An 18,949-nucleotide genomic window follows, 5' to 3' on the forward strand; every position below is an offset into this window, starting at 1 on the left:
CGCTCGATCTGCTGTTCTATCCGACGCAGCAGATCACCGTGAAGGTCGAATATCGTCACGACTGGGCCACGCAGAAGGTGTTCCTGCGCGACGACGGCTCGTACAGCAAGAGCAACGACCTGCTGGGCGCGCAGTTCATCTACTCGTTCTAACGGGTACGCCGCGGGCGGCGGGTTACACCCCGCCGCCCGCATTTTTTGTACGCTCCCTCTATGCTCAAATTCGCCAATCAGCCTCATGCGCCGTCGTGGTACGCGGCCACCGTCAACGACACGATTCACCACCCCGCCCTGCAAGGCACGCTGGATGCCGACGTCTGTGTGATCGGCGCGGGTCTCACTGGTGTTTCGGCGGCGCTCAATCTCGCCGAACGCGGCTATCGCGTCGCGCTCCTCGAGGCGTCGAAAGTCGGATGGGCCGCGAGCGGGCGCAACGGCGGCCAGTTGATCGGCGGCTTCGCGTGCGGCATGGACACGTTCGCGCAATTCATGAACGAGGGCGAGGTCAAGCAGATCTGGGCGATGGGCCTCGAAACGCTCGACATCGTGAAGTCGCGCGTGGCGCGGCACAAGATCGATTGCGCGCTCACGCCCGGCTACTTCACCGCCGCGAACAAGCCGCGCGACGTGGACGAACTCAAGCGCTGGCGCGACGAAGCGACAAAGCGCTTCGGCTACGAGCGGTTCCGTTATGTCGATGGCGCCGGCGTGGGCCACTATGTGAAATCGGCGCGCTATCCGGGCGGCCTCTACGACCCCGATAGCGGGCATCTGCATCCGCTCAACTACACGCTCGGCCTTGCGCGCGCGGCGCGCGACGCGGGCGTGCAGATCTTCGAAAACAGCGCGGTCACGCGCATTCGCGACGAGCACGGCGGCCATACGATCGAGACGGCGCAGGGCCAGGTGCGCGCGAAGTTCGTCGTGCTCGCGTGCAACACCTGGCTCGGCGCGCTTGCGCCGCAGCTCGCGCGCAAGATCATGCCGGTCGGCACCTATGTGATCGCGACCGAACCGCTCGGCGCCGCGCGCATGGCAACGCTGATGCCGGCGCAGGCCGCCGTCTGCGATAGCCGCTTCGTGCTCGACTACTTCCGCCCCGCGCCCGACACACGCCTCCTGTGGGGCGGCAAGGTGAGCTATTCGAAGCTGGCGCCGCGCAATTTGGGCGAGGCGATGCGCAACGACATGCTCAAGACGTTCCCGCAGCTCGCCGACGTGAAGGTCGAATACGCGTGGGGCGGCTTCGTCGACATCACGATGAACCGCGCACCGCACTTCGGCCGCCTCTCGCCCACCGTGTATTTCGCGCAGGGCTTTTCGGGGCACGGCGTGAACACCACGGGCCTCGCAGGCACGCTGATCGCCGACGCGATTCACGGCCAGGCCGCACGCTTCGACCTGTTCGGAAAGATCCGCCACCGCGACTTCCCCGGCGGCGCTACACTGCGGACCCCGGCCCTCGTGCTCGCGATGGCCTGGTATCGAATGAAGGATCTGCTCTGATGACACTCGACCTCGACGCCCAGGCGGACGTGCTCGCCCGCCACTCGTACTACGAAGCCACTGCCACGCGCCCCGCCGACGACGACCCCGTGCTCGAGGGCGCGATCGAGGCCGACGTGTGCGTGATCGGCGCGGGCTTCGCGGGCCTCTCGGTGGCGCTGGAGTGCCGCGCACGCGGGCTCTCGGTCGTGGTGCTCGACGCGCACCGGCCCGGCTGGGGCGCGTCCGGGCGCAATGGCGGACAGACGCTCGTGGGCTTCGCCAAAGACGAGGTGCTCGAAAAGCAGCTTGGCGAGCAGGGCATCCGCGCGGCGTGGGCGCTGTCCATCGAGGGCGTGGCCCTGGTGCGCGAGCGCATCGCGCGCTACGGCATCGCGTGCGATTTCACGCCGGGCTACATGACGGTCGCGACAAAACCGAAGCGCGTGCCCGACCTGCGTGCATGGATGGACGCCGCGCGCACGCGCTGGGGCTACGACAAGCTCGAATGGCTCGACACGGATGCCACGCGCGCACGTGTGAATTCGCAGCGCTATCTGGCGGGCGTCTACGATCCCGTCTCGGGGCACCTGCATCCGCTCAAATACTGTCTGGGTCTGGCCGATGCCGCGCGCAAGGAAGGCGCTCAGCTCTTCGCGCACTCGCGCGCGCTCGACGTGGTGCGCGGCGCGCGGCCGGTCGTGAAAACCGCGCGCGGCGAGGTGCGCTGCCGCTTCGCGGTGTCGTGCTGCAACGCCGCGCCGGGCGGCGTGCTGCCTGCGCCCGTGGCCGCGCGCATCGCGCCCATTGCCTCGTACATTATCGCAACCGAGCCGCTCGGACGCGCGCGCGCCGATGCGCTGATTCCCGGTCGCGCAGCCATTTGCGACAACAATTTCTTTCTCGACTACTTCCGCCTTTCCGCTGACGACCGCCTGCTGTTCGGCGGCCGCGCCGATTCGACGGGTGCCGCGCCCACGCAGCTCACCGAGGCCATGAAGCAGCGCATGACCGGCGTGTTTCCGCAGCTAGAAGGCGTAAGCGTGGAATACGCGTGGGGCGGCTTCGTGGACGTCACGCGCAATCGCGCGCCCGACTTCGGCGCCGTCGATCCGAACTATTACTACGTGCAGGGCTTTTCGGGGCACGGCGTGGCGCTCACGGGCATTGCCGGGCGTGTGGTCGCGCAGGCCATTGCCGGCGAGCGAGCGTCGTTCGAGCTGTTTTCGCGCGTACGTCATGCGCGTTTCCCGGGCGGGCCCGCATGGCGCAGGCCCGCACTCGAGATCGGCATGATGTATCACCGGGTGATGGAGATGTTCTGAAGGACGCCCCCCCCACATTCACTGAGAATCACGGCACCTGGGCATCAAATTTTCGGGAGACCAGATACACGTCCACGTCACTCATCGAACATTCCTGTGATGAAGCATTGTTTACGGTCATGACGTGAAACTCTTCGCCCGCCTTTGCATGAAGCACGATATCGAAAACTTGCCTATAGAGGTCCTTCCCGATCTTCTGAATAGCAACTGGGATCGCCTTTGTCTTCGATTCGTCCAACTGGGTAATTTTCACGATACCGGCATTCTGCAATTTGACCTCAGCGACATTGGTCGGCCAACTTGCGCAGGGTAGTCCGGTGGGTAGCCCGGCAAAGCACGCTCCGGGTAGAGCCAGAAAAACTGCAAGGAGCTTTCGCATCATTGAACAACCTTTAGAATATGATCGCCGCTGCCCCAGATTTGGCTGCGAACCGCAATTCGTTCAATGATGCAACCATTGGACGCTTGACCGGGGTGTGCAGTGCTGTCACCGTGAATCAGGAAGCCGCCGCGCGAAACCTCGCCGCGTTCGAATCGAAAGACAGGGGAGTCCCTTGTCCGCTAAAGCAGCGACCGCAACACCCCCGCCAGCGTCGCCATGAGCGCATCCGACGCCTCCGGAGTAGCCTCCGCATAGCCGAGCAGAAAGCCGTTGTATCGCACTGGCTCCCACCCATCCGGGCCATCAAGGCAAAACGCGCTGAGCGGCGAAAGCGCGAGGCCATGCGCGCGCGCTGCCTCGCTCACGTTCACGTCGGCAAGCGGCGCGTCCAGGCGCACGCTCAGGTGCATGCCACCCGCGTCGGCGGACACCGTGATGAGCCCCGCCAGATGCTTCTCGATTGCAGCCACGAGCCCATCGCGGCGCGCTTCGTAGAGCTTGCGCATGCGGCGTAGATGCCGCGCATAGCGCCCGCTTTCGATGAAGTCCGCCAGCGCCGCCTGCTCGGCCACGCGGCCCTGACGCATGAGCGTGCGATGCGCCGTCGCCACCTGCGCCGCCACCTGGCGCGGCACGACCATGAAGCCGATGCGCAGCGCCGGAAAGAGCGTCTTGCTGAAGGTGCCGAGGTAGATCACGGGCGTATCGTCCGCGAGGCCCTGGATCGATGGCAGCGGTGGGCCGTCGTGGCGCAGCTCGCTGTCGTAATCGTCTTCGATGATCCACGCGCCGCACGCGCGTGCATGCTCGATCAGCGCGAGCCGCCGCTCCAGGCTCAGCACGCAGCCGAGCGGATATTGATGCGAGGGCGTGAGATACACGAGACGCGGGGGCGCCTCGCGCCAGTCCTCCTCGCGCGCGGCCATGCCCGCCGCATCCACGGGCACCGGCACGAGCGTTAGCCCGGCAGTCAGCATCGTCACGCGCGCGCCCATGTAGCCGGGGTTCTCGATCCAGACGCGCTCGCCCGCGTCCGCGAAGAAGCGCGCGCAAAGATCGAGGCTCGTTTGCGTGCCGTCCGTGATGAACACCTGGTCGGGCTGGCAGCGCACGCCGCGCGAGACGCGCACGTATTGCGCGATGGCATGGCGCAACGCCGGCAGGCCCGCGCTGTCGCCATAGCCCAATTCGCTCGCGTCCACCTCGCGCATGGCGCGCTCCACCGCCGTGCGCCACTGCGCGAGCGGAAAGGCATCGAGCGCGGGCGTGCCGGGCCGCAGCGCCGTTGCCGCGTCGCCCGACGCGCGGCGTGGCGGCAGCTCGCGCACGCGGCGCGAGAGCAGACGCCTGGTGTCGTCGCGCGGCTCCGCGCGCGCGGCTGGCTGCGCAGCGGCAGGCTTCACGTGGTTGACGATGGAGCCATGGCGCGTGGCCGTGACGAAGCCCTCCTCCACGAGCCGCTCATACGCGTAGAGCACCGAATTGCGCGCGATGCCCAGCTCCTCGGCCAGCGTGCGGCTCGAAGCGAGGCGCGTGCCGCACACGATATCGCCGTCGAGAATTGCGCGGCGCAGGCTCTCGTAGAGCAAGTCCTGTTGCGTGAGCCGTCGCGACGCGCTCGCGCGCGCACGGCGCTCGTAAGCCGCCATCATCAGCGCGTAGTCCAATCTCGTGGCTCCATGTTTTGTGGCTTGAGTGGGACTAACAATGGTGCCACAAAACGCTTACGCTGACGCCTGTCTTCGAGTGGAGAATGACATGGAGATCACGCGGACCGCCTCGCACCGCGCGCGAACCGCGCCTGGCCGGCGTTACGCCGGCGCGCGCACTGCATGCGTGATCGTCATCGCGTTCGTGCTTGCGGCGCTGGCGTACTGGCGTGCGGACCCGGCTGCGCTCGCGCGCGACGCGTACCGCGCCTGTGCGGGCGATGCCGCGAGCGCCTTGCACGCGCAGGATGCAAGGCGCCGCGAGCAGGCACTCGAGACACTGACCGATTGTGCGGCAAAGCGTTGACGCCAGGGCGTCGGCGCCGATGCGAACCTACGAACCCAAGGAGAACGAATTTGAGCCCGACGATCCACGTACGCCCCGTCACGCCCGCGGACTACGACGCATGGCGCCCGCTCTGGGACGGCTATAACCGCTTCTATGGCCGCTTCGGCCCGACCGCGCTGCCCGAGGCGCTCACGCAGACCACCTGGACGCGCTTCTTCGACGGCTACGAACCCATGCATGCCTTCCTCGCGCTGCAAGGCGAGCGCGTCGTCGGCCTCGTGCACTTCCTCTATCACCGCAGCACCACGCTCGACGGCCCGATCTGCTATTTGCAGGATCTCTTCACGAGCGAGGACGCGCGCGGCAAGGGCGTGGGCCGCGCGCTGATCGAAGCGGTCTATGCGCACGCGAAGGCTGCGAACTCGGAGCGCGTCTACTGGCACACGCACGAGACGAATCACACGGCCATGCGCCTTTATGACGGCGTCGCCGAGAAGCCGGGCTTCGTCATGTACCGCAAGAACGTGTGAGGCCCAGGCAGCCTCAAGCGCGCCCTCATCGCAGGTCGCTCAGGAGCGACTCGCGCACCTCGCCGTCGATGATCTGGTCCGGCACGCGATAGTTCGGATGATCGCAGCCGATCGTGAGCGCCGCGCCCTCGCGCAGGCGCTTTTTCATTTCCGGCGTGAGTTCGAAGCGCACGAAGTGCACGGCCGAGGTCTTCTCCGCATTGTCGCGCTCGAGGTCCTCGTCGGCGATCGCGTAGACGGGTGGCTCGCCGCCCACCTGCAGGAATACGCGGTCCTCGATGCCAATGAGCCGCCCCAGCGCCGCGCGCCGCTCGATTTCGTTTTCGTACTCGATCTGCAGGGTCGCCTTCAGGTTGCTGCCTTCCGGCACGAGCGGCAGATAGGCGTCGAGCTCGCCCTGGATGCCCTCTTCGTCGAAGATCTTCTCGATGTGCAGCATCTCCTGGATCTGATAGCGGATCGTCGCTTCGTCCTCGAAGAGAAAAGTCAGGTGATTGCCCAGCGCCACGGCGCGGCGCTTCTTGTGCTCGATGATGCGGTTGCGCATCTCGGTGCGCTGCTTTGCATAGGCTTCCAGCGAGAGCAGCGAGTTTCTTGCGATCGTCATCAAGTGTGCCTCATGCGTGAAAACGGCGGCGTGAACATTTCGGCCCGGCCCAATACGCCGGAGCCAATTTATGGGGTTATCCTCATCAAATTCCGTAAGCGCGGCGCAGCAGCGTGAGCGGATGCGCAAGCGGCGGGCCGCCCTGCGCTTTGCCGAGCTTGTTCTCTTCGATGCCCTGCTCGATGTGATGTCCCGCGAGCTGGCAATCCGAGGAGATGAAATCGGGCTCGCCCTGCGCCATCTGCTTGAACACGGGCGTGCCGATCTTCATCGCCATCGCGTGAAACTCCTTCTTCACGCCGAACGTGCCCGCGTGCCCGGAGCAGCGCTCCACCACGTTGACCTTGGTTCCGGGCACGAGCGAGAGCAGGTCGGAGGTCTTGCGGCCAATGTTCTGCACGCGCGCGTGGCACGGCACGTGATACGAGACGTTGCCGAGCGGCGTGCGGAAATCGGTTTTGAGCAGGCCGTCGCGATTGCGCGCCACGAAGTACTCGAACGGGTCCCAGAACGCTTCGCTCACGGCGCGCGTGTCGGCGTCGTCGGGAAACATCAGCGGCAGCTCGTGCTTGTACATCAGCACGCAGCTCGGCACCGCGCCAAGCAGCGCGTAGCCCTCGCGCGCGTACTGCGCGAGCACCGGCATGTTCGCGGCCTGTTTCTTCGCCACGCCCTCCAGGTTGCCCTGCTCGAGCAGCGGCATGCCGCAGCACGCCTCGCTCTTCACCAGCACGTAGGGAATGGCGTTGTGATCGAGCACCGCGAGCAGATCGTGGCCGATGCCCGGCTCGTTGAAGTTCACATAGCAGGTGGCGTAGATCGCGACCTTGCCCGGCGTGCGCTCGCCGTCACGCACCTCGCTGGCCGTGGCCTTGCGCGCCGCGCTGCGGAACTTGCGCGTGGCGAACGACGGTAGCCAAGCGTGGCGGTCCACGCCCAGCGCATCTTCCATCACGGCGCGCATCGCCTTCGTGCCGTTCACGGCGTTGACGGTTTGCGTAACCACGGGAATGCCCGCGAGATGGCCGAGCGCGTCGGTGTTCGAGAGCACGCGGTCGCGCAGCTGCACCTCGCCGTTGCGGTAGTGAATGGCCTTCGCGCGCAGCATCAGGTGCGGGAAATCCACGTTCCACGGATGCGGCGGCACATAGGGACACTTCGTCATGTAGCAGAGGTCGCACAGATAGCACTGGTCGACCACTTTCGGAAATTGGGCCTTGTCGACGTCGTGGGCTTCGCCGCTATCGGTTTCGTCGACGAGATCGAACAGCGCGGGAAACGCACCGCACAGCGAAACGCATCGCCGGCAGCCCGCGCAGATGTCGAATACGCGGGCGAGCTCGGTATCGAGCTGCGCCTGGTCGTAGAACGCGTCGGATCGCCAGTCGAGCGGGTGGCGAGTCGGCGCTTCGAGACTGCCTTCCTTGTGGGGCATGACGTCTCCAGTTCTAGTTGTTTCTTCTGGTTATAAGGGAGCGTTCGCGCGGCGACACGCACGAGCGCACGCGCGCGGGCGCATCCGCGCGCGGCGTGCAGGCGCTGCGCGAACGCGCGCGCAGGCCGTATGCGGCCGGCCCTAGTCGGCCAGCACTTCCAGCGCCTTCGTATAGCGGTTCGCGTGGCTGCGCTCGGCCTTCGCGAGCGTCTCGAACCAGTTGGCGATTTCGTCGAAGCCTTCGTCGCGCGCGACTTTGGCCATGCCCGGGTACATATCGGTGTATTCGTGCGTTTCGCCCGCGATCGCCGACTGCAGGTTCAGGCGCGAGCTGCCGAAGGGCAGGCCCGTGGCCGGGTCGCCGACGGCTTCCAGATACTCGAGGTGGCCGTGCGCGTGGCCGGTTTCGCCTTCGGCGGTCGAGCGGAACAGCGCGGCGACGTCGTTCTGGCCTTCCACGTCGGCCTTGGCCGCGAAATAGAGGTAGCGGCGGTTCGCCTGCGATTCGCCTGCGAAGGCGTCCTTGAGATTTTGTTCCGTCTTCGAGCCTTTGAGCTGTGCCATCTATGCCTCCTTCAATCTTCCGGATTTGGGGGGACGCGGCGCTGCGCATCTTCGTGCGGTGCAGCAGGACACGAGTGCGGACTACGCCGCTCTATCAATCTAGGAAATGTCCTTTGCGTTCCCAATTGTGATTTTCAATCCCGCCGATAGCCCGTCGACTAACCGGCCGGTCGGCCGCGGGGCGACGCCATGCCGCACGCGCGGGAACCCTTATGTGGCCAGCGCATACAGAGAGCCTGTCTCAATATAAGAATTAACGCCTTGAACCCAGTTCCATACGTCCTACACTAATACTTCGGCCAGATTCGCGCGCCCCGCCCGACGCGCCCATTCGAAGCCCTTTCGGAGCTCACATGCGATTGACCATTTTGATCAACGGCCCTGACCCGACCGTCAACCATGACTATGCCGTGCTCTGGCTCGACACTGACCAGCAACGCTGGTCGCGCGAGTCGCACGAAGGCATCGACCTCCCTGCATGGGGCGAGATGCGCGATGCAAACGGTGTAACGGCGCTGTGCGCGCCGCTCGACGATTCCCCCCTCTGCACCCTGCGCGGCCTGCACGTGAACCGCCGCCAGGAGATCAGCTCGGCACACGGTGACGCCACGTGGTCGTGCGAGACCTCGCACGCGCCGATGGAAGGTCAATGGCGTCTGCAGGCCGTGGACCGGCAGATGGTCCACGCCGAAAACGCGCTGTTCGCAGGCTGACGGCGCCGCGCCACGCCGGCGCGTTTATTCATTCCGTCCCTCTTCCCATGATGCGGCGTCGCCCTTTTGGCGACGCCGCTTTGTTTTGGTGCGCGCGCGTTGAACGCACGCGCGGCGCGTGAGTGAACACTCGCATCGCAGGCGAGCGTGATCGGCGTGCGCTGGCGTCATCGCGCTCGGCGTCTCAATCGGCACTCCATGCGGCCTCTGTTCGATGTGGCCGCGCGCGATCGCGCCCGCTATACTTTCACGCCCTTTCATGTCCTTTCAGGAACGCGACACGGCGCGCATGACACGCGCGCCTTGTGTGTTCCCTGGCCATTCCCGACTCGCTGATTTGCCGATGAAGAAGCTGTTTGCCTGCCTCGCCATGGCCCTTGCCGGCCATGCGTTCGCCGCACCCGCCGCACCCGCTTGTGCCCAATTCGTTCCCGACGGCCAGTTCCCCACGCTGACCAACCAGCGCATGGCGCCGAAGACGCACATGCTCTGCTATTCCGATTACGTGGTGCTGCACTCGGGTGTCACACATGGGCCGCTCTGGTCGGCGGAGCACATCACGCGCGACCATCTCGAAGCCGCGAAGGACATGACGCGCACGAACCGGTTCTTCGAAGACGACCGCTTGCCCGAAGGCGATGGCGCGACGCTCGCCGATTACAAGCGCAGCGGCTTCGACCGTGGTCACATGAGTCCCGCGGGCAATCGCTGGAACCCGCAGGCCATGGCCGAATCGTTCTCGCTCGCCAACGTGGTGCCGCAGAACCGCGAGAACAATCAGCGCCTGTGGTCGCATATCGAAACGGCGGTGCGCAAGCTCGCGACGAAATACGGCGACGCCTATGTCGTGACCGGCCCGCTCTTCTCGGGCGCACAGTTGCAGACGATCGGCGCGTCGCGCGTGCTGGTGCCCACGCAGATTTTCAAGGTGGTGTACGTGCCCTCGCAGCAGCTCGCGTTCGCCATCGTGGCCGACAACGCGAGCGCCGATCGCTACGAGGTCCGCTCGGTGCGCGATCTCGAAGCGCAAAGCGGCATTGCGTTCCCGGGGATTCCCGCGAGCGTGGCCGCGCAAACGAAAGTGTCGTTCAACGGGCGCGCGTTTGCCGTGCGCAAATGGGGCTGGTAAGAATCGGCGAAAGTGAGGTGAGGCGCGACACACTCGCGCGCCGCGCCCGCCTCGCCCGCATGACCTCGATGATCGAAGCGCCCCCCGCCACTACAGATCCAGCCGGGAGACCTTCGAGCCTTCGAGCGAGGCACCCGCCATCAGGCCGGCGTTGGTGAGCACGAAGGCCTCGATCGGATTGACGGCCGTGGAGGTATCGACCTGACCGTTCACGCCCATCTTCACGAGCGCGACGGTGGCGTCCGCTCCCACCTTCCAGCCGCTGCTGCGCTTGAAGCGTTCGAAGGCGCCCTGGGTCATGAAGGCGTAGTAGACGGCGCGCGACTGCGCGCCAATCTGGAAGCCGAACGAGCCGGCCGTCGTGCTGAAATAGCCTACCGTGCGGCCGCCGGCACGCAGCGCGCCGCGTCCGTACTGGCCGCCCACGCCAATGGCCGCGCCGACCACGTCGGGAAACACGAGCACGGCGCTGGACTTGCCGATCAGCTCGCGCGAGCCGTTCACCGTGCCATAGAGACGCTCGAGTGCCGCATCGACATCGGCGTCGATCTCGCGGCGCCGGCGCGCGTTCTCTTGTGCGGCTTCAGCGGCGTTGCCGCTGCTGCCGGAGCCTGTCACCGTGCAAGCGCTCAGCGCTGGGAGTCCCGCCAGCACCGCCAGCGATGCGGCGCTGCCGCCGGCCGCGAGAAATCGTCTTCTGTTCATTTTGCTTCGCACTCCCATTCAACTATGGCTGCTTGCGCGGCAGTTGCGCGACGGGATCGACGGGCTTGCCGTTCTCGCGCACTTCGAAGAGCAGCGCGCCCACGCCCGCGGCGTCCGCGCCGCTCGTGGCGATCTGCTGGCCGAGCTTCACGGTTTCGCCCTCCTTCACGAGCAGCCTGCCGTTGCGGCCATAGGCGGTGATCAGGTGCGCGTCGTGCTTGACGATGACGAGCTTGCCGTAGCCCTTCATGCCGCTTCCCGCGTACATCACGCGGCCCGCGGCAGCAGCCTTCACGGGCGCGCCAGGCGCGCACGCGATGACGATGCTGCGCGACTTGCCCGCCGCGAACGGCGTGACGACGCTGCCGCTCACCGGCCAGGCGAGGCGGGCGTTGGCGCGCGCGGCGGCGGCCGGCGCGGGCGCGGGCTTGGTCGAGGCCGAAGCCGCAGGCGCAGTGGCGGAAGGCGTTGAAGAAGCACGCGCGCTAGCGGATACAACAGCAGGCGCCGATGAGGCGGACGTCGCAGGCGCGATTGCCGGGGCCGCAGGGGAAGCGGCCACGCTTTTCGCTGGTGCCGCTGCGGGCGCAGTCGCAAGCCCCTTCGCCGGCGGCGCCACACGCAGCAGTTGCCCCACCTTCACCGTGCCGGAGGCCGGCAGCTTGTTCCAGGCGGCAATATCGGCGGCGCGTTGCTTGTGGGCGGCGGCGATACGGTTGAGCGTGTCGCCGGCCTTGACGCGATAAAAATCGGCGGCCGCGCTGGACGCAGGCACTTCGGCAACGACGACCGGGACTTGCGTCTCGATCGGCGTTTCGGTCGGGGGAGTCAATGACGCGGCGGCCGCGCTGTCGGCCACTGAGGCGTCGTCGCCGCGTTGCGCGGACGACTGCCACGGCGTGACCGTGCAGGCGCCGAGCATTAAAACAGATGCCACGGCGATCGACATGGCGCATGCGCGCTGCGCAAGCGGGAAACGCAAAGTCCGCATCGTCAGACTCGCTGGCCGGCCGCGCGGGTCGCGCCCGCTTCGTGCGGCTTCGTTTCGGCGCGCGCGGCTCGCGCCCGACCGCGCGGGTCGCCGCGACCGCTCGTGGCAACGCTGTCGCCGGCCAGCGGCGACGCCTGGCGGTTGAGTTGCCTGCATGCCTCGACGGTGGCCACGGCGGCAATGCCGGCGCCCTTGTCTAGAATTCCCATGACGCGCTCCTTGTTCGACCTGCTGGAATACCTGCGCCGCGCGGCGCAGGTGCGTCATGATCATGGGTTTGCCGCGAAGTGCAGCAGATTCGCGTGCCGGTTCTGATTCACGTCAAGGTGAACGGTGTGCGGCGCGGCCCCCGTGACCCGGGTTTCACATTCACGCGCGCCGGATCCGGAGTGCACCGGATTTTGCGATGACAATTGATGACGTGGCGGGCCGCTTCTTATAATGCGAGCCCGCGCGGCGCGGCCTCGCGCCGTGGCGCATCACGCTCAAGGAGGAACTCAAGGTGTTCGACGCATACGCAAACGACGACGACGTCCTGAACGTACAAGGCGACGCACTCACGCTCACGAACGGCACCACGCGCGTGACGCTCTCGGGCACGCTCGAACTCACGCGCGACAAGCGCGGCCTCGCCGCCGCGCTCGCGCTGAAGGCGGCGCTCGACAGCGTGGTCGCGAAACTGCAGGCCGATCCGCACCTGCCCGCGCAGGTCAAGGAAGAGCCGGACGCGAAGCCCGGCGTCGTCGACAATCCGTTTAAGTGATCGCGACGCCAACCGATCGCCGCACGACAGCCGGCAACTCGGCGCGCGCCAAGCCGTTCTAAAACGGCTTGCCTTCACTCGTCTTCCACGCGGGCATGAGCGTGTTGGACGGCAACGTTTCGTCGAGCAGCTTCTTCGCGCTCGCGGCGCCCGCGATGGGCAGCCCGGTCGGATCGATGGCGCCGATCTGCGCGAGCACCGAGGCCTGATCCCAATAGATGTGCTCGTTATAGAGCTTGCTGCCGCGAAAGCAGATCACGGCGAGCATCGGCACTTCGAAGTACTTGCCGGTGGGCGCGAGACCCGGCAGCAGCCAGTCGATCTCGCGGTCGTGCGTGCAGCAGAAGATGAACTCGTCCACCACGCGGTCCGAGCCGATCGTGCGCGAGATCGGGATCAGGCGCGTATCGGCGGGATTCGAATGCACGAAGTGGTGCGTGTAGAAACGCTTGAGCTCGTCGTGGCCCACGCCGCCCGTCATCGTCGGGATGTGGTTGACGTAAGGCTGCGCGACCATCGTCGGCATCACGTCGTCCGGGTTGCGCGTGACGAACTCGTGGTAGCAGTGCTCCTCCCACAGCGCGTTGAAGTCGTAGATGGGACCGAGCACGCGGCGCAGCATGGCGAGCGAGCGCGAGTACGCCATCATCGCCGCCGGTTTGTCGTACTGGGGCCGCGAGGGCGCGGCGAACGCGTGATCGCAGCCGGGATACGTGTAGAGCTCGACGCCCGGCTTGCCCGCCAGCGCCGCTTCGATGCGCTCGCGCGTGGCGGCGTCGCACCAGCGGTCGATCTCGCCGAAGTGCAGCATGAGCGGGCAGCGGATCGTAGCGGCCTCGTTCAGGTAGTTTTCGAGTCCCACGGCGTAATAACCGATCGCGCAATCGACATCGGTGCGCGCCGCCGCCAGATACGCGAGCCGGCCGCCCAGGCAGTACCCGATCGCGCCCACCTTGCCGCGCTGCGAAGGATGCGCGCGCAGCGCGGCCAGCGTCTGCGCGACATCGTCCATCGCGAGGTCGACGTCGAAGCGGTCGTGCAGCTCGAGCGCCTTCGCCATGTCGGCGCCCTCATAGCCCAGATCGACGCCGGGCTCGAGGCGCCAGAACAGGTCCGGCACCATCACCACGTAGCCTTCTTCCGCGTAACGATCGGCCAGCGCGCGCATGGATGCGTTCACGCCGAAGATCTCCTGCAGCAGCACGAGGCCCGGGCCGCTGCCTTCCGGCGGCAGCGCCGTGTAGGCGCGGAATTCGCCGCCGTCGCGCGACTTCACCTGGGTCCATTGTCCGTTCATCGGCTTGTCTCCTTCTGTCCTTGTGGTCGGCTGCTCGTCGGGTCGAGAGCAGGCGGCGCGCAGCGCCTGCGGGCGTGCGGGCCTGCTCTTGCTTAATAACAGGCCCTGGCACGAAACAGGTCCTATGCCGGCGCGCCAAAACCGCCCGTGGCCGCGAGCGGTGGCAGCCCGGATTCGCCGCGGATCCACGCGTGATTCGCGAGCTGGGCCATTTCGCGGTCGCCGCGGCTGTCGCCATAGGCGTAGAGCGTGGCGGGTGCGCGCTCGCCCCACCATGCGCGCAGCCGCGCGACCTTTTCCGGGCCCCAGCAATTGCGGCCCGCAAGCCGCCCAGTGTAGACCCCATCGCGCCATTCCAGCTCGCTCGCGAGCACCGTGCCGATACCCACGCTCGGCGCCCACTTGCGCAGATACACCGAAGGCGATGCGCTCACGAGCACCACCTCGTGGCCGAGCGCCTGGTGCTCGCGGATACGCGCGAGCATCTCGGGACGCAGCAAGCCGGGCAGGCGCGTGTCGACGAAACGCTGCGCGGCGGCTTCGAGCGCCTCGCGGCGCACCGGGCCGAGCGCGGCATAGAGGAAGCGCGCCTTGGTGCGGCCCCGGTCGGCCCAGCCGGGCGCGATGCCGGCGAGCCACGGCAGGCAGCGCAGCGCGGCGAGCACGAAGCCGGTACTGCCGGCGGCATCGAGCATGAAGGCGCGGAAGCTGTCGGACGTGGTGATGGTGCCGTCGAAATCGAAGGCGGCTACGACGCGGTCGTTCATGAGGCGGGACACGGAAAGCGCCACGGTCAGGGGCGCGAGGTTAGAGGTATCGCGGCAAGCGCGCGCTCGACGCTCGGGCAAGGCCGGCAGCGCAAGCCCGTTGCAAGCCGGCGTCATTGTCGGCGCAAATGGCGCGCTGCCGCAATGGCACGGCCGTTCGCCAGCGCACACAGCCTCGCTTCATGTATCGATGTTGATGCTATCGATCAATATCGATACATGCGATCGAAACGCTGCGCGATGCGGGCGCGCCGCCGCCCGGCACGCCATGTGTCCCACGACGTGGCTTCACTGCGCCTGCTGTTCGAGCCGCGCCGCATCGACGATTTCGATTTCACCGTAGCGCAGCGCCACAAGGCCGTCCCGTTCGAACTGGCGCAGGATCTGGTTCACCGTCTGGCGCGAAAGCGCGAGCATGAGCGCCAGGTCCTCCTGGGGCACGCGCACCACGCCCGCGCCGCCCATCTTCTGGGCCACATCGTGGCCGCTCTCGCGGCCCGCCTCCCCATAGCCTGTGGCCAGCAACAGGAGACGCCGCGCCACGCGCGGCGCGGCGGGCAGAAGCGCGCTCTCCTCGATGGCGTCGAACGCGAGCCGCAGCTTCTGCGCGAGCAGCAGACCGAACGCATGCCACCAGGCGGGCGTGGCGTCCAGCAGCGCCGCCAGCGCCGCGCGCGGGACGTGAAAGAGCGTGGCGTCGCGCTCGGCATAGGCGTCATGCGTACGCACACCCGCATCGAAGAGCGCAATCTCGCCGAACCATTGCGCCGGCCCCACCACGGCCAGCAGCGCCTCGCGTCCGGCCGCGCTTGCGGCGCCCACGCGCATCGCCCCTTCGAGCACGCAATAAATGCCGTCGGCGGGGTCGCCGCGCAGGAACAGGCGCTCGCCGGCGCGCAGGGTGCGCACGCGGCCCGCCGCGCGCAAGCCGGCGCGCAGCGCCTCGGGCGCGCCGACGAACCACGCGCTGCGCTCCAGCAGCGCCGTCACGGCGGACACGGAGGGCGCGGCGGCGTCCGCCTGCGCGCCGGCGCTGGGAAGCGCGTCGGCGGAAGCGGAAGAGGCAGCAGAGACGGGACGTGAGGTCATCGAAGGTTTGAGCGCGGCACGGGCGGAATCCCTGTGCGCATCGGCGAAAAATGATTGCGAGCGGATGGCAAGCGCGCGAACGCAAGGGCGCGACTGCACCGACTGCGCCAATTGTCGGCTAGCCGAAGGTCAGCGGCGCGGCGTCCCGGGATCATAATCATTTTGGAGACAGGGAGGCATCCATGAGAAACCTGACCGAGCAGCTCACCCAATACGCCGAATACCATCGCGATGCCCGCAATATCGCCACGCACTTCGTCGGCATTCCGATGATCGTGCTCGCGCTCGCCGTGCTGCTTTCGCGGCCCGCCTGGGTGAGCGTCACCGCGTGGCCGCTGCATGCCGTGCCGCTCTCGCCCGCATGGCTCCTGTTCGGCGCCACGACGCTCTATTACCTCGTGCTCGACGTGCCGCTCGGCCTCATGATGGCCGCCGTCTCGGCGGGCTGCCTCGGGTTCGGCGCGTGGCTCGCGCAGCAAGGCACGGCGGCCTGGCTCGCGGGCGGCATTGGTCTGTTCGTGGTGGGGTGGATCTTCCAGTTCGTCGGGCACATCGCGTGGGAGCACCGCAAGCCCGCTTTCGCCGACGATCTGATCGGCCTCGTCGTCGGCCCGCTGTTCGTGCTCGCCGAAGCGCTGTTCGGCCTCGGCTGGCGACCGGCCCTGCGCGCGGCCATCGAGGCCAAGGCCGGACCGACGCGCATCAATCCCCCGCGCGAGCATGCGGTCCGATAGCGGCCCAGTCACGCGCTTCGCTGGGCCGGCGCGCCAGTCTCGCAGCCCGGGCCGCACCTAGCGCGCGAGCCTCACCAGCCGCGCACCATGGATTGCCGTCAACGCGACGGCAATCCAGATCGGCACATAGGTCCCCAGTTCGCGCAGCCCGAACGGCTCGCGCAGCAGCACGACGGAGACGATCACGAGCAGCACCGGCTCGACATAGCCGAGGATGCCGAACAGCGCCATCGGCAAAAGGCGGCTCGCCTTCAGATAGCACGCGAGCGCCACCGTACTCAGCACGCCGAGCCCCGGCAGCAGCACCCAGGCCAGCAGCGCATGCGCGTCGAGCAGCTTCAGCGAGCCGCCCGCGTGCACCTCGATGGCGGCCACGGGCAGCAGCAGGACCATTTCGACCGAGAAGGTCACGAGCGAGTCCGCGTGAATCTTGCGGCGCAAGACGAAGTACGGCGGATAGCCGAGCGCGACGAGCAGCGTCGGCCACGAGAATGCGTGCGTCACCCACAACTCGTGCATGACACCCACGGCCGCGCAGGCCACAGCAATCCATTGCAGTGCTTCGAGCCGCTCGTGGTAGTAGTAGCGCCCCACCAGCACCATGACGAGCGGCAGCATGAAATAGCCGAGCGACACTTCCAGCAGGCGGCCGTGCAGCGGCGCCCAGAGGAACACCCAGAGCTGCATGCCGAGCAGCGCGGCGCTGCCCGCCAGCATGAGCGCGACGCGCGGCTCCTTGAACGCGCGCGCCACCAGTTGCGCGAGTTGCGGCGCGCGCGAGCGCAGGACCACCAGCGCGAGCGCGCCGGGCGCGGTCCAGATCACACGCCAGGCGAAGATGTCGAGCCCGCCAAGCGGGGCGAGCAGCAGCGTATAGGCCGACATCAGCGCGAATAGCGTGGACGCGCCCACGGAAAGCGTGATGCCGCGCTTGGGCTCGTAGGTGTTCACCAACATGTCGAGGCGCCGCGCGGAAGGGAGAAAACCGCGGCGCGAGTGCGGGCGCGAAGGGCAAACGGCGCGGCTAACCGCGTCACGGCCTCCACGAAAAGCCCAAGGGGGGCTGGAAAAAGCGTTGTCATTTGAATCGGTTATTGAATAAAAGGCGGCTCGCCAAGCGGCGCCGCCAGCCAGAATTTTAATGCGCCGCGCGGCCCGCTGGAACGGCGGGCACGGGCGATGCTGCTACTGCCGGCGCGGCGAGCTCCGCGATTTAGTCCGTGAATTGCCCGCCGCGATGGACTAGAACGTAAATCTTGCTGCGGAGTCGCCACGAAGGCCGTGGTGCGCGCGAAGCAGGCATTCGCGCACCGGCGGCCCGCCGTCCAACCCCACTGCAACCCCGTTGCATGAGGCGAGAGCGAGGCGTTTTGCACTAACTCTGGCCGACAGGAGAGCGAATGACCCGATCTGCGTCCCGCCCCACGCTGCAGCCGCATGCCCCGTCCGGCTCTGCCGCCGAATTTGCCACCGCTGTCCGTGCGGGTCTCACTCACGCGCCGCAAAAAGAGCTGCCGTCGAAATATCTGTATGACGAAGTCGGCTCGGCGCTGTTCGAGGTGATCACGGTGCTGCCCGAATACGGCGTCACGCGCGCCGAGGAACGTCTGCTCACGTGCTACGCCGCCGAAATCGTCGAGGCGCTGCCGGCGGACGTCGTCGTCGCCGAGCTCGGCAGCGGCAGCGGCCGCAAGACGCGCCGCATTCTCGAAGCGCTCTCGCGCAAGCGCCCCACTTCGCCCACTTCGTATTGCCCGATCGAGATCTCGCGCACCGCCTTGCAGCTATGCCGGCGCGAGCTGGCCGACATCGAGCGCATCTCCATCGTCGGCTACGAGCGCGACTACCTGGCCGGGCTCGCCGAGGTGAGCCGCCAGCGCAAGGACGGCGAGCGCCTTTGCGTGCTCTTTCTCGGCAGCACGATCGGCAATTTCGCGCGCCTCGCGGCCACGCGCTTTTTGCGCGACATCCGCGCGATGCTGCGCCCGGGCGACACGCTCTTGCTCGGCACCGACCTCGTGAAGCCCGTGCCCACGCTGATCGCCGCCTACGACGATGCCATCGGCGCGACCGCGGCGTTCAACCTGAACCTGCTCGCGCGCATCAACCGCGAGCTCGACGGCGACTTCGACCTGCGCGACTTCGAGCACGTCGCGCGCTTCAATCCCGATGCGCGCAGCGTCGAGATGCATCTGCGCGCGAGACGCCATGTCAACGCGCGGGTGGGCGCGGCGCGGCTCGCGGTCGAACTCGAGGCCGGCGAGACCATTTGGACCGAGAGCAGCCACAAATACCACGCCGACGAAATCCCCGCGATCGCGGCGGATGCGGGCTTCGAGTGCGCGCATCAGTGGGTCGAGAAGGAATGGGGATTCGCGGAGAGCCTGTTGAGCGCGGCGTGAGCCGAGGTCAGTCCGGGCGCAGACCGCGGTTCAG

General features: G+C 67.1%; 22 protein-coding genes. 10 read left to right on the top strand and 12 right to left on the bottom strand.

What is annotated here, in order from left to right; all coding sequences use genetic code 11:
• The 3 genes from BO1_RS57530 to BO1_RS14760 form a co-directional block, all read left to right on the top strand.
• On the top strand, positions 1-152 hold a 152-nt coding region (locus tag BO1_RS57530; RefSeq protein WP_156992263.1), incomplete at its 5' end, for a DUF3138 family protein.
• A gap of 60 nt (positions 153-212) precedes the next feature.
• Entirely contained in the window at positions 213-1,505 is a 1,293-nt protein-coding gene (locus tag BO1_RS14755; protein WP_028218201.1) for an NAD(P)/FAD-dependent oxidoreductase, read from the top strand.
• Complete coding sequence (locus BO1_RS14760) at positions 1,505-2,809, top strand: NAD(P)/FAD-dependent oxidoreductase (protein ID WP_028218202.1); 1,305 nt, start codon at positions 1,505-1,507, stop codon at positions 2,807-2,809. The genes BO1_RS14755 and BO1_RS14760 overlap by 1 nt, the downstream gene beginning before the upstream one ends.
• 28 nt (positions 2,810-2,837) lie before the next feature.
• Here BO1_RS14760 and BO1_RS14765 read toward each other — a convergent pair whose 3' ends face one another.
• Positions 2,838-3,191 carry a hypothetical protein gene (locus BO1_RS14765; protein ID WP_084687969.1) on the bottom strand — a complete coding sequence of 118 codons (354 nt, stop codon included), beginning with the start codon at positions 3,189-3,191 and terminating at the stop codon, positions 2,838-2,840.
• A 179-nt stretch (positions 3,192-3,370) separates the two neighbouring features.
• Entirely contained in the window at positions 3,371-4,858 is a 1,488-nt protein-coding gene (gene pdxR / locus BO1_RS14770) for a MocR-like pyridoxine biosynthesis transcription factor PdxR (RefSeq protein ID WP_028218204.1), read from the bottom strand.
• 91 nt (positions 4,859-4,949) lie between these two features.
• Between pdxR and BO1_RS61140 the strand changes: the two genes are divergently transcribed.
• Together BO1_RS61140 and BO1_RS14780 are read left to right on the top strand one after the other, a co-directional pair.
• Positions 4,950-5,207: a hypothetical protein gene (locus BO1_RS61140; RefSeq protein ID WP_028218205.1), complete on the top strand. Its 258-nt coding sequence runs from the start codon at positions 4,950-4,952 to the stop codon at positions 5,205-5,207.
• 50 nt (positions 5,208-5,257) lie between these two features.
• Positions 5,258-5,719 carry a GNAT family N-acetyltransferase gene (locus tag BO1_RS14780; protein WP_028218206.1) on the top strand — a complete coding sequence of 154 codons (462 nt, stop codon included), beginning with the start codon at positions 5,258-5,260 and terminating at the stop codon, positions 5,717-5,719.
• Between the two features lie 25 nt (positions 5,720-5,744).
• Here the strand turns inward: BO1_RS14780 and BO1_RS14785 are convergent, their stop codons facing one another.
• From BO1_RS14785 to BO1_RS14795, 3 genes are all read right to left on the bottom strand, one after another.
• Complete coding sequence (locus BO1_RS14785; RefSeq protein ID WP_028218207.1) at positions 5,745-6,326, bottom strand: DUF3501 family protein; 582 nt, start codon at positions 6,324-6,326, stop codon at positions 5,745-5,747.
• Positions 6,327-6,411: 85 nt separating this feature from the next.
• A complete protein-coding gene (locus BO1_RS14790) occupies positions 6,412-7,761 on the bottom strand; it encodes a heterodisulfide reductase-related iron-sulfur binding cluster (protein WP_028218208.1) in 1,350 nt (449 codons plus the stop codon).
• A gap of 141 nt (positions 7,762-7,902) precedes the next feature.
• Positions 7,903-8,325, bottom strand: coding sequence for a rubrerythrin family protein (locus BO1_RS14795; RefSeq protein ID WP_028218209.1), 423 nt, complete (start codon positions 8,323-8,325; stop codon positions 7,903-7,905).
• Positions 8,326-8,678: 353 nt separating this feature from the next.
• Between BO1_RS14795 and BO1_RS14800 the strand changes: the two genes are divergently transcribed.
• Both BO1_RS14800 and BO1_RS51170 read left to right on the top strand, forming a co-directional pair.
• Positions 8,679-9,038 carry a DUF3564 domain-containing protein gene (locus BO1_RS14800; RefSeq protein WP_028218210.1) on the top strand — a complete coding sequence of 120 codons (360 nt, stop codon included), beginning with the start codon at positions 8,679-8,681 and terminating at the stop codon, positions 9,036-9,038.
• 343 nt (positions 9,039-9,381) lie between these two features.
• Complete coding sequence (locus BO1_RS51170) at positions 9,382-10,167, top strand: DNA/RNA non-specific endonuclease (RefSeq protein ID WP_043284931.1); 786 nt, start codon at positions 9,382-9,384, stop codon at positions 10,165-10,167.
• A 90-nt stretch (positions 10,168-10,257) separates the two neighbouring features.
• Here the strand turns inward: BO1_RS51170 and BO1_RS14810 are convergent, their stop codons facing one another.
• Genes BO1_RS14810 through BO1_RS60210 form a run of 3 tightly spaced genes read right to left on the bottom strand, consistent with a single transcriptional unit; the run spans position 10,258 to position 12,072 of the window.
• On the bottom strand, positions 10,258-10,872 hold the full coding sequence (locus BO1_RS14810) for a BPSL1445 family SYLF domain-containing lipoprotein (RefSeq protein WP_028218211.1): 615 nt from the start codon (positions 10,870-10,872) through the stop codon (positions 10,258-10,260).
• Positions 10,873-10,894: 22 nt separating this feature from the next.
• Positions 10,895-11,863, bottom strand: a complete 969-nt coding sequence (locus BO1_RS14815) for a M23 family metallopeptidase (protein ID WP_043284933.1) — start codon at positions 11,861-11,863, stop codon at positions 10,895-10,897.
• 2 nt (positions 11,864-11,865) lie between these two features.
• Positions 11,866-12,072 carry a hypothetical protein gene (locus BO1_RS60210; protein ID WP_043284936.1) on the bottom strand — a complete coding sequence of 69 codons (207 nt, stop codon included), beginning with the start codon at positions 12,070-12,072 and terminating at the stop codon, positions 11,866-11,868.
• A 293-nt stretch (positions 12,073-12,365) separates the two neighbouring features.
• Between BO1_RS60210 and BO1_RS14825 the strand changes: the two genes are divergently transcribed.
• Positions 12,366-12,626 carry a hypothetical protein gene (locus BO1_RS14825; protein WP_028218213.1) on the top strand — a complete coding sequence of 87 codons (261 nt, stop codon included), beginning with the start codon at positions 12,366-12,368 and terminating at the stop codon, positions 12,624-12,626.
• A 58-nt stretch (positions 12,627-12,684) separates the two neighbouring features.
• Here the strand turns inward: BO1_RS14825 and BO1_RS14830 are convergent, their stop codons facing one another.
• The 3 genes from BO1_RS14830 to BO1_RS14840 form a co-directional block, all read right to left on the bottom strand.
• Positions 12,685-13,923, bottom strand: coding sequence for a dienelactone hydrolase family protein (locus BO1_RS14830; RefSeq protein WP_028218214.1), 1,239 nt, complete (start codon positions 13,921-13,923; stop codon positions 12,685-12,687).
• A 122-nt stretch (positions 13,924-14,045) separates the two neighbouring features.
• Positions 14,046-14,690: an HAD family hydrolase gene (locus tag BO1_RS14835; protein ID WP_028218215.1), complete on the bottom strand. Its 645-nt coding sequence runs from the start codon at positions 14,688-14,690 to the stop codon at positions 14,046-14,048.
• 288 nt (positions 14,691-14,978) lie between these two features.
• The gene (locus BO1_RS14840; protein ID WP_084687982.1) at positions 14,979-15,779 is read right to left on the bottom strand and encodes a Crp/Fnr family transcriptional regulator; all 801 of its coding nucleotides are present in this window, start codon (positions 15,777-15,779) and stop codon (positions 14,979-14,981) included.
• A gap of 182 nt (positions 15,780-15,961) precedes the next feature.
• Here BO1_RS14840 and BO1_RS14845 point away from each other — a divergent pair, with 182 nt between their 5' ends.
• Positions 15,962-16,513 carry an Mpo1 family 2-hydroxy fatty acid dioxygenase gene (locus BO1_RS14845; protein WP_028218217.1) on the top strand — a complete coding sequence of 184 codons (552 nt, stop codon included), beginning with the start codon at positions 15,962-15,964 and terminating at the stop codon, positions 16,511-16,513.
• Between the two features lie 57 nt (positions 16,514-16,570).
• Here BO1_RS14845 and rarD read toward each other — a convergent pair whose 3' ends face one another.
• Positions 16,571-17,470 carry an EamA family transporter RarD gene (rarD, locus tag BO1_RS14850; RefSeq protein ID WP_028218218.1) on the bottom strand — a complete coding sequence of 300 codons (900 nt, stop codon included), beginning with the start codon at positions 17,468-17,470 and terminating at the stop codon, positions 16,571-16,573.
• A 443-nt stretch (positions 17,471-17,913) separates the two neighbouring features.
• Between rarD and egtD the strand changes: the two genes are divergently transcribed.
• On the top strand, positions 17,914-18,915 hold the full coding sequence (gene egtD, locus BO1_RS14855; protein ID WP_043284938.1) for an L-histidine N(alpha)-methyltransferase: 1,002 nt from the start codon (positions 17,914-17,916) through the stop codon (positions 18,913-18,915).
• The last annotated feature ends 34 nt before the right edge of the window (positions 18,916-18,949 follow it).

The organism is Paraburkholderia oxyphila NBRC 105797 (assembly GCF_000685075.1).
In the GTDB taxonomy this organism is placed as follows: Bacteria; Pseudomonadota; Gammaproteobacteria; order Burkholderiales; family Burkholderiaceae; genus Paraburkholderia; species Paraburkholderia oxyphila.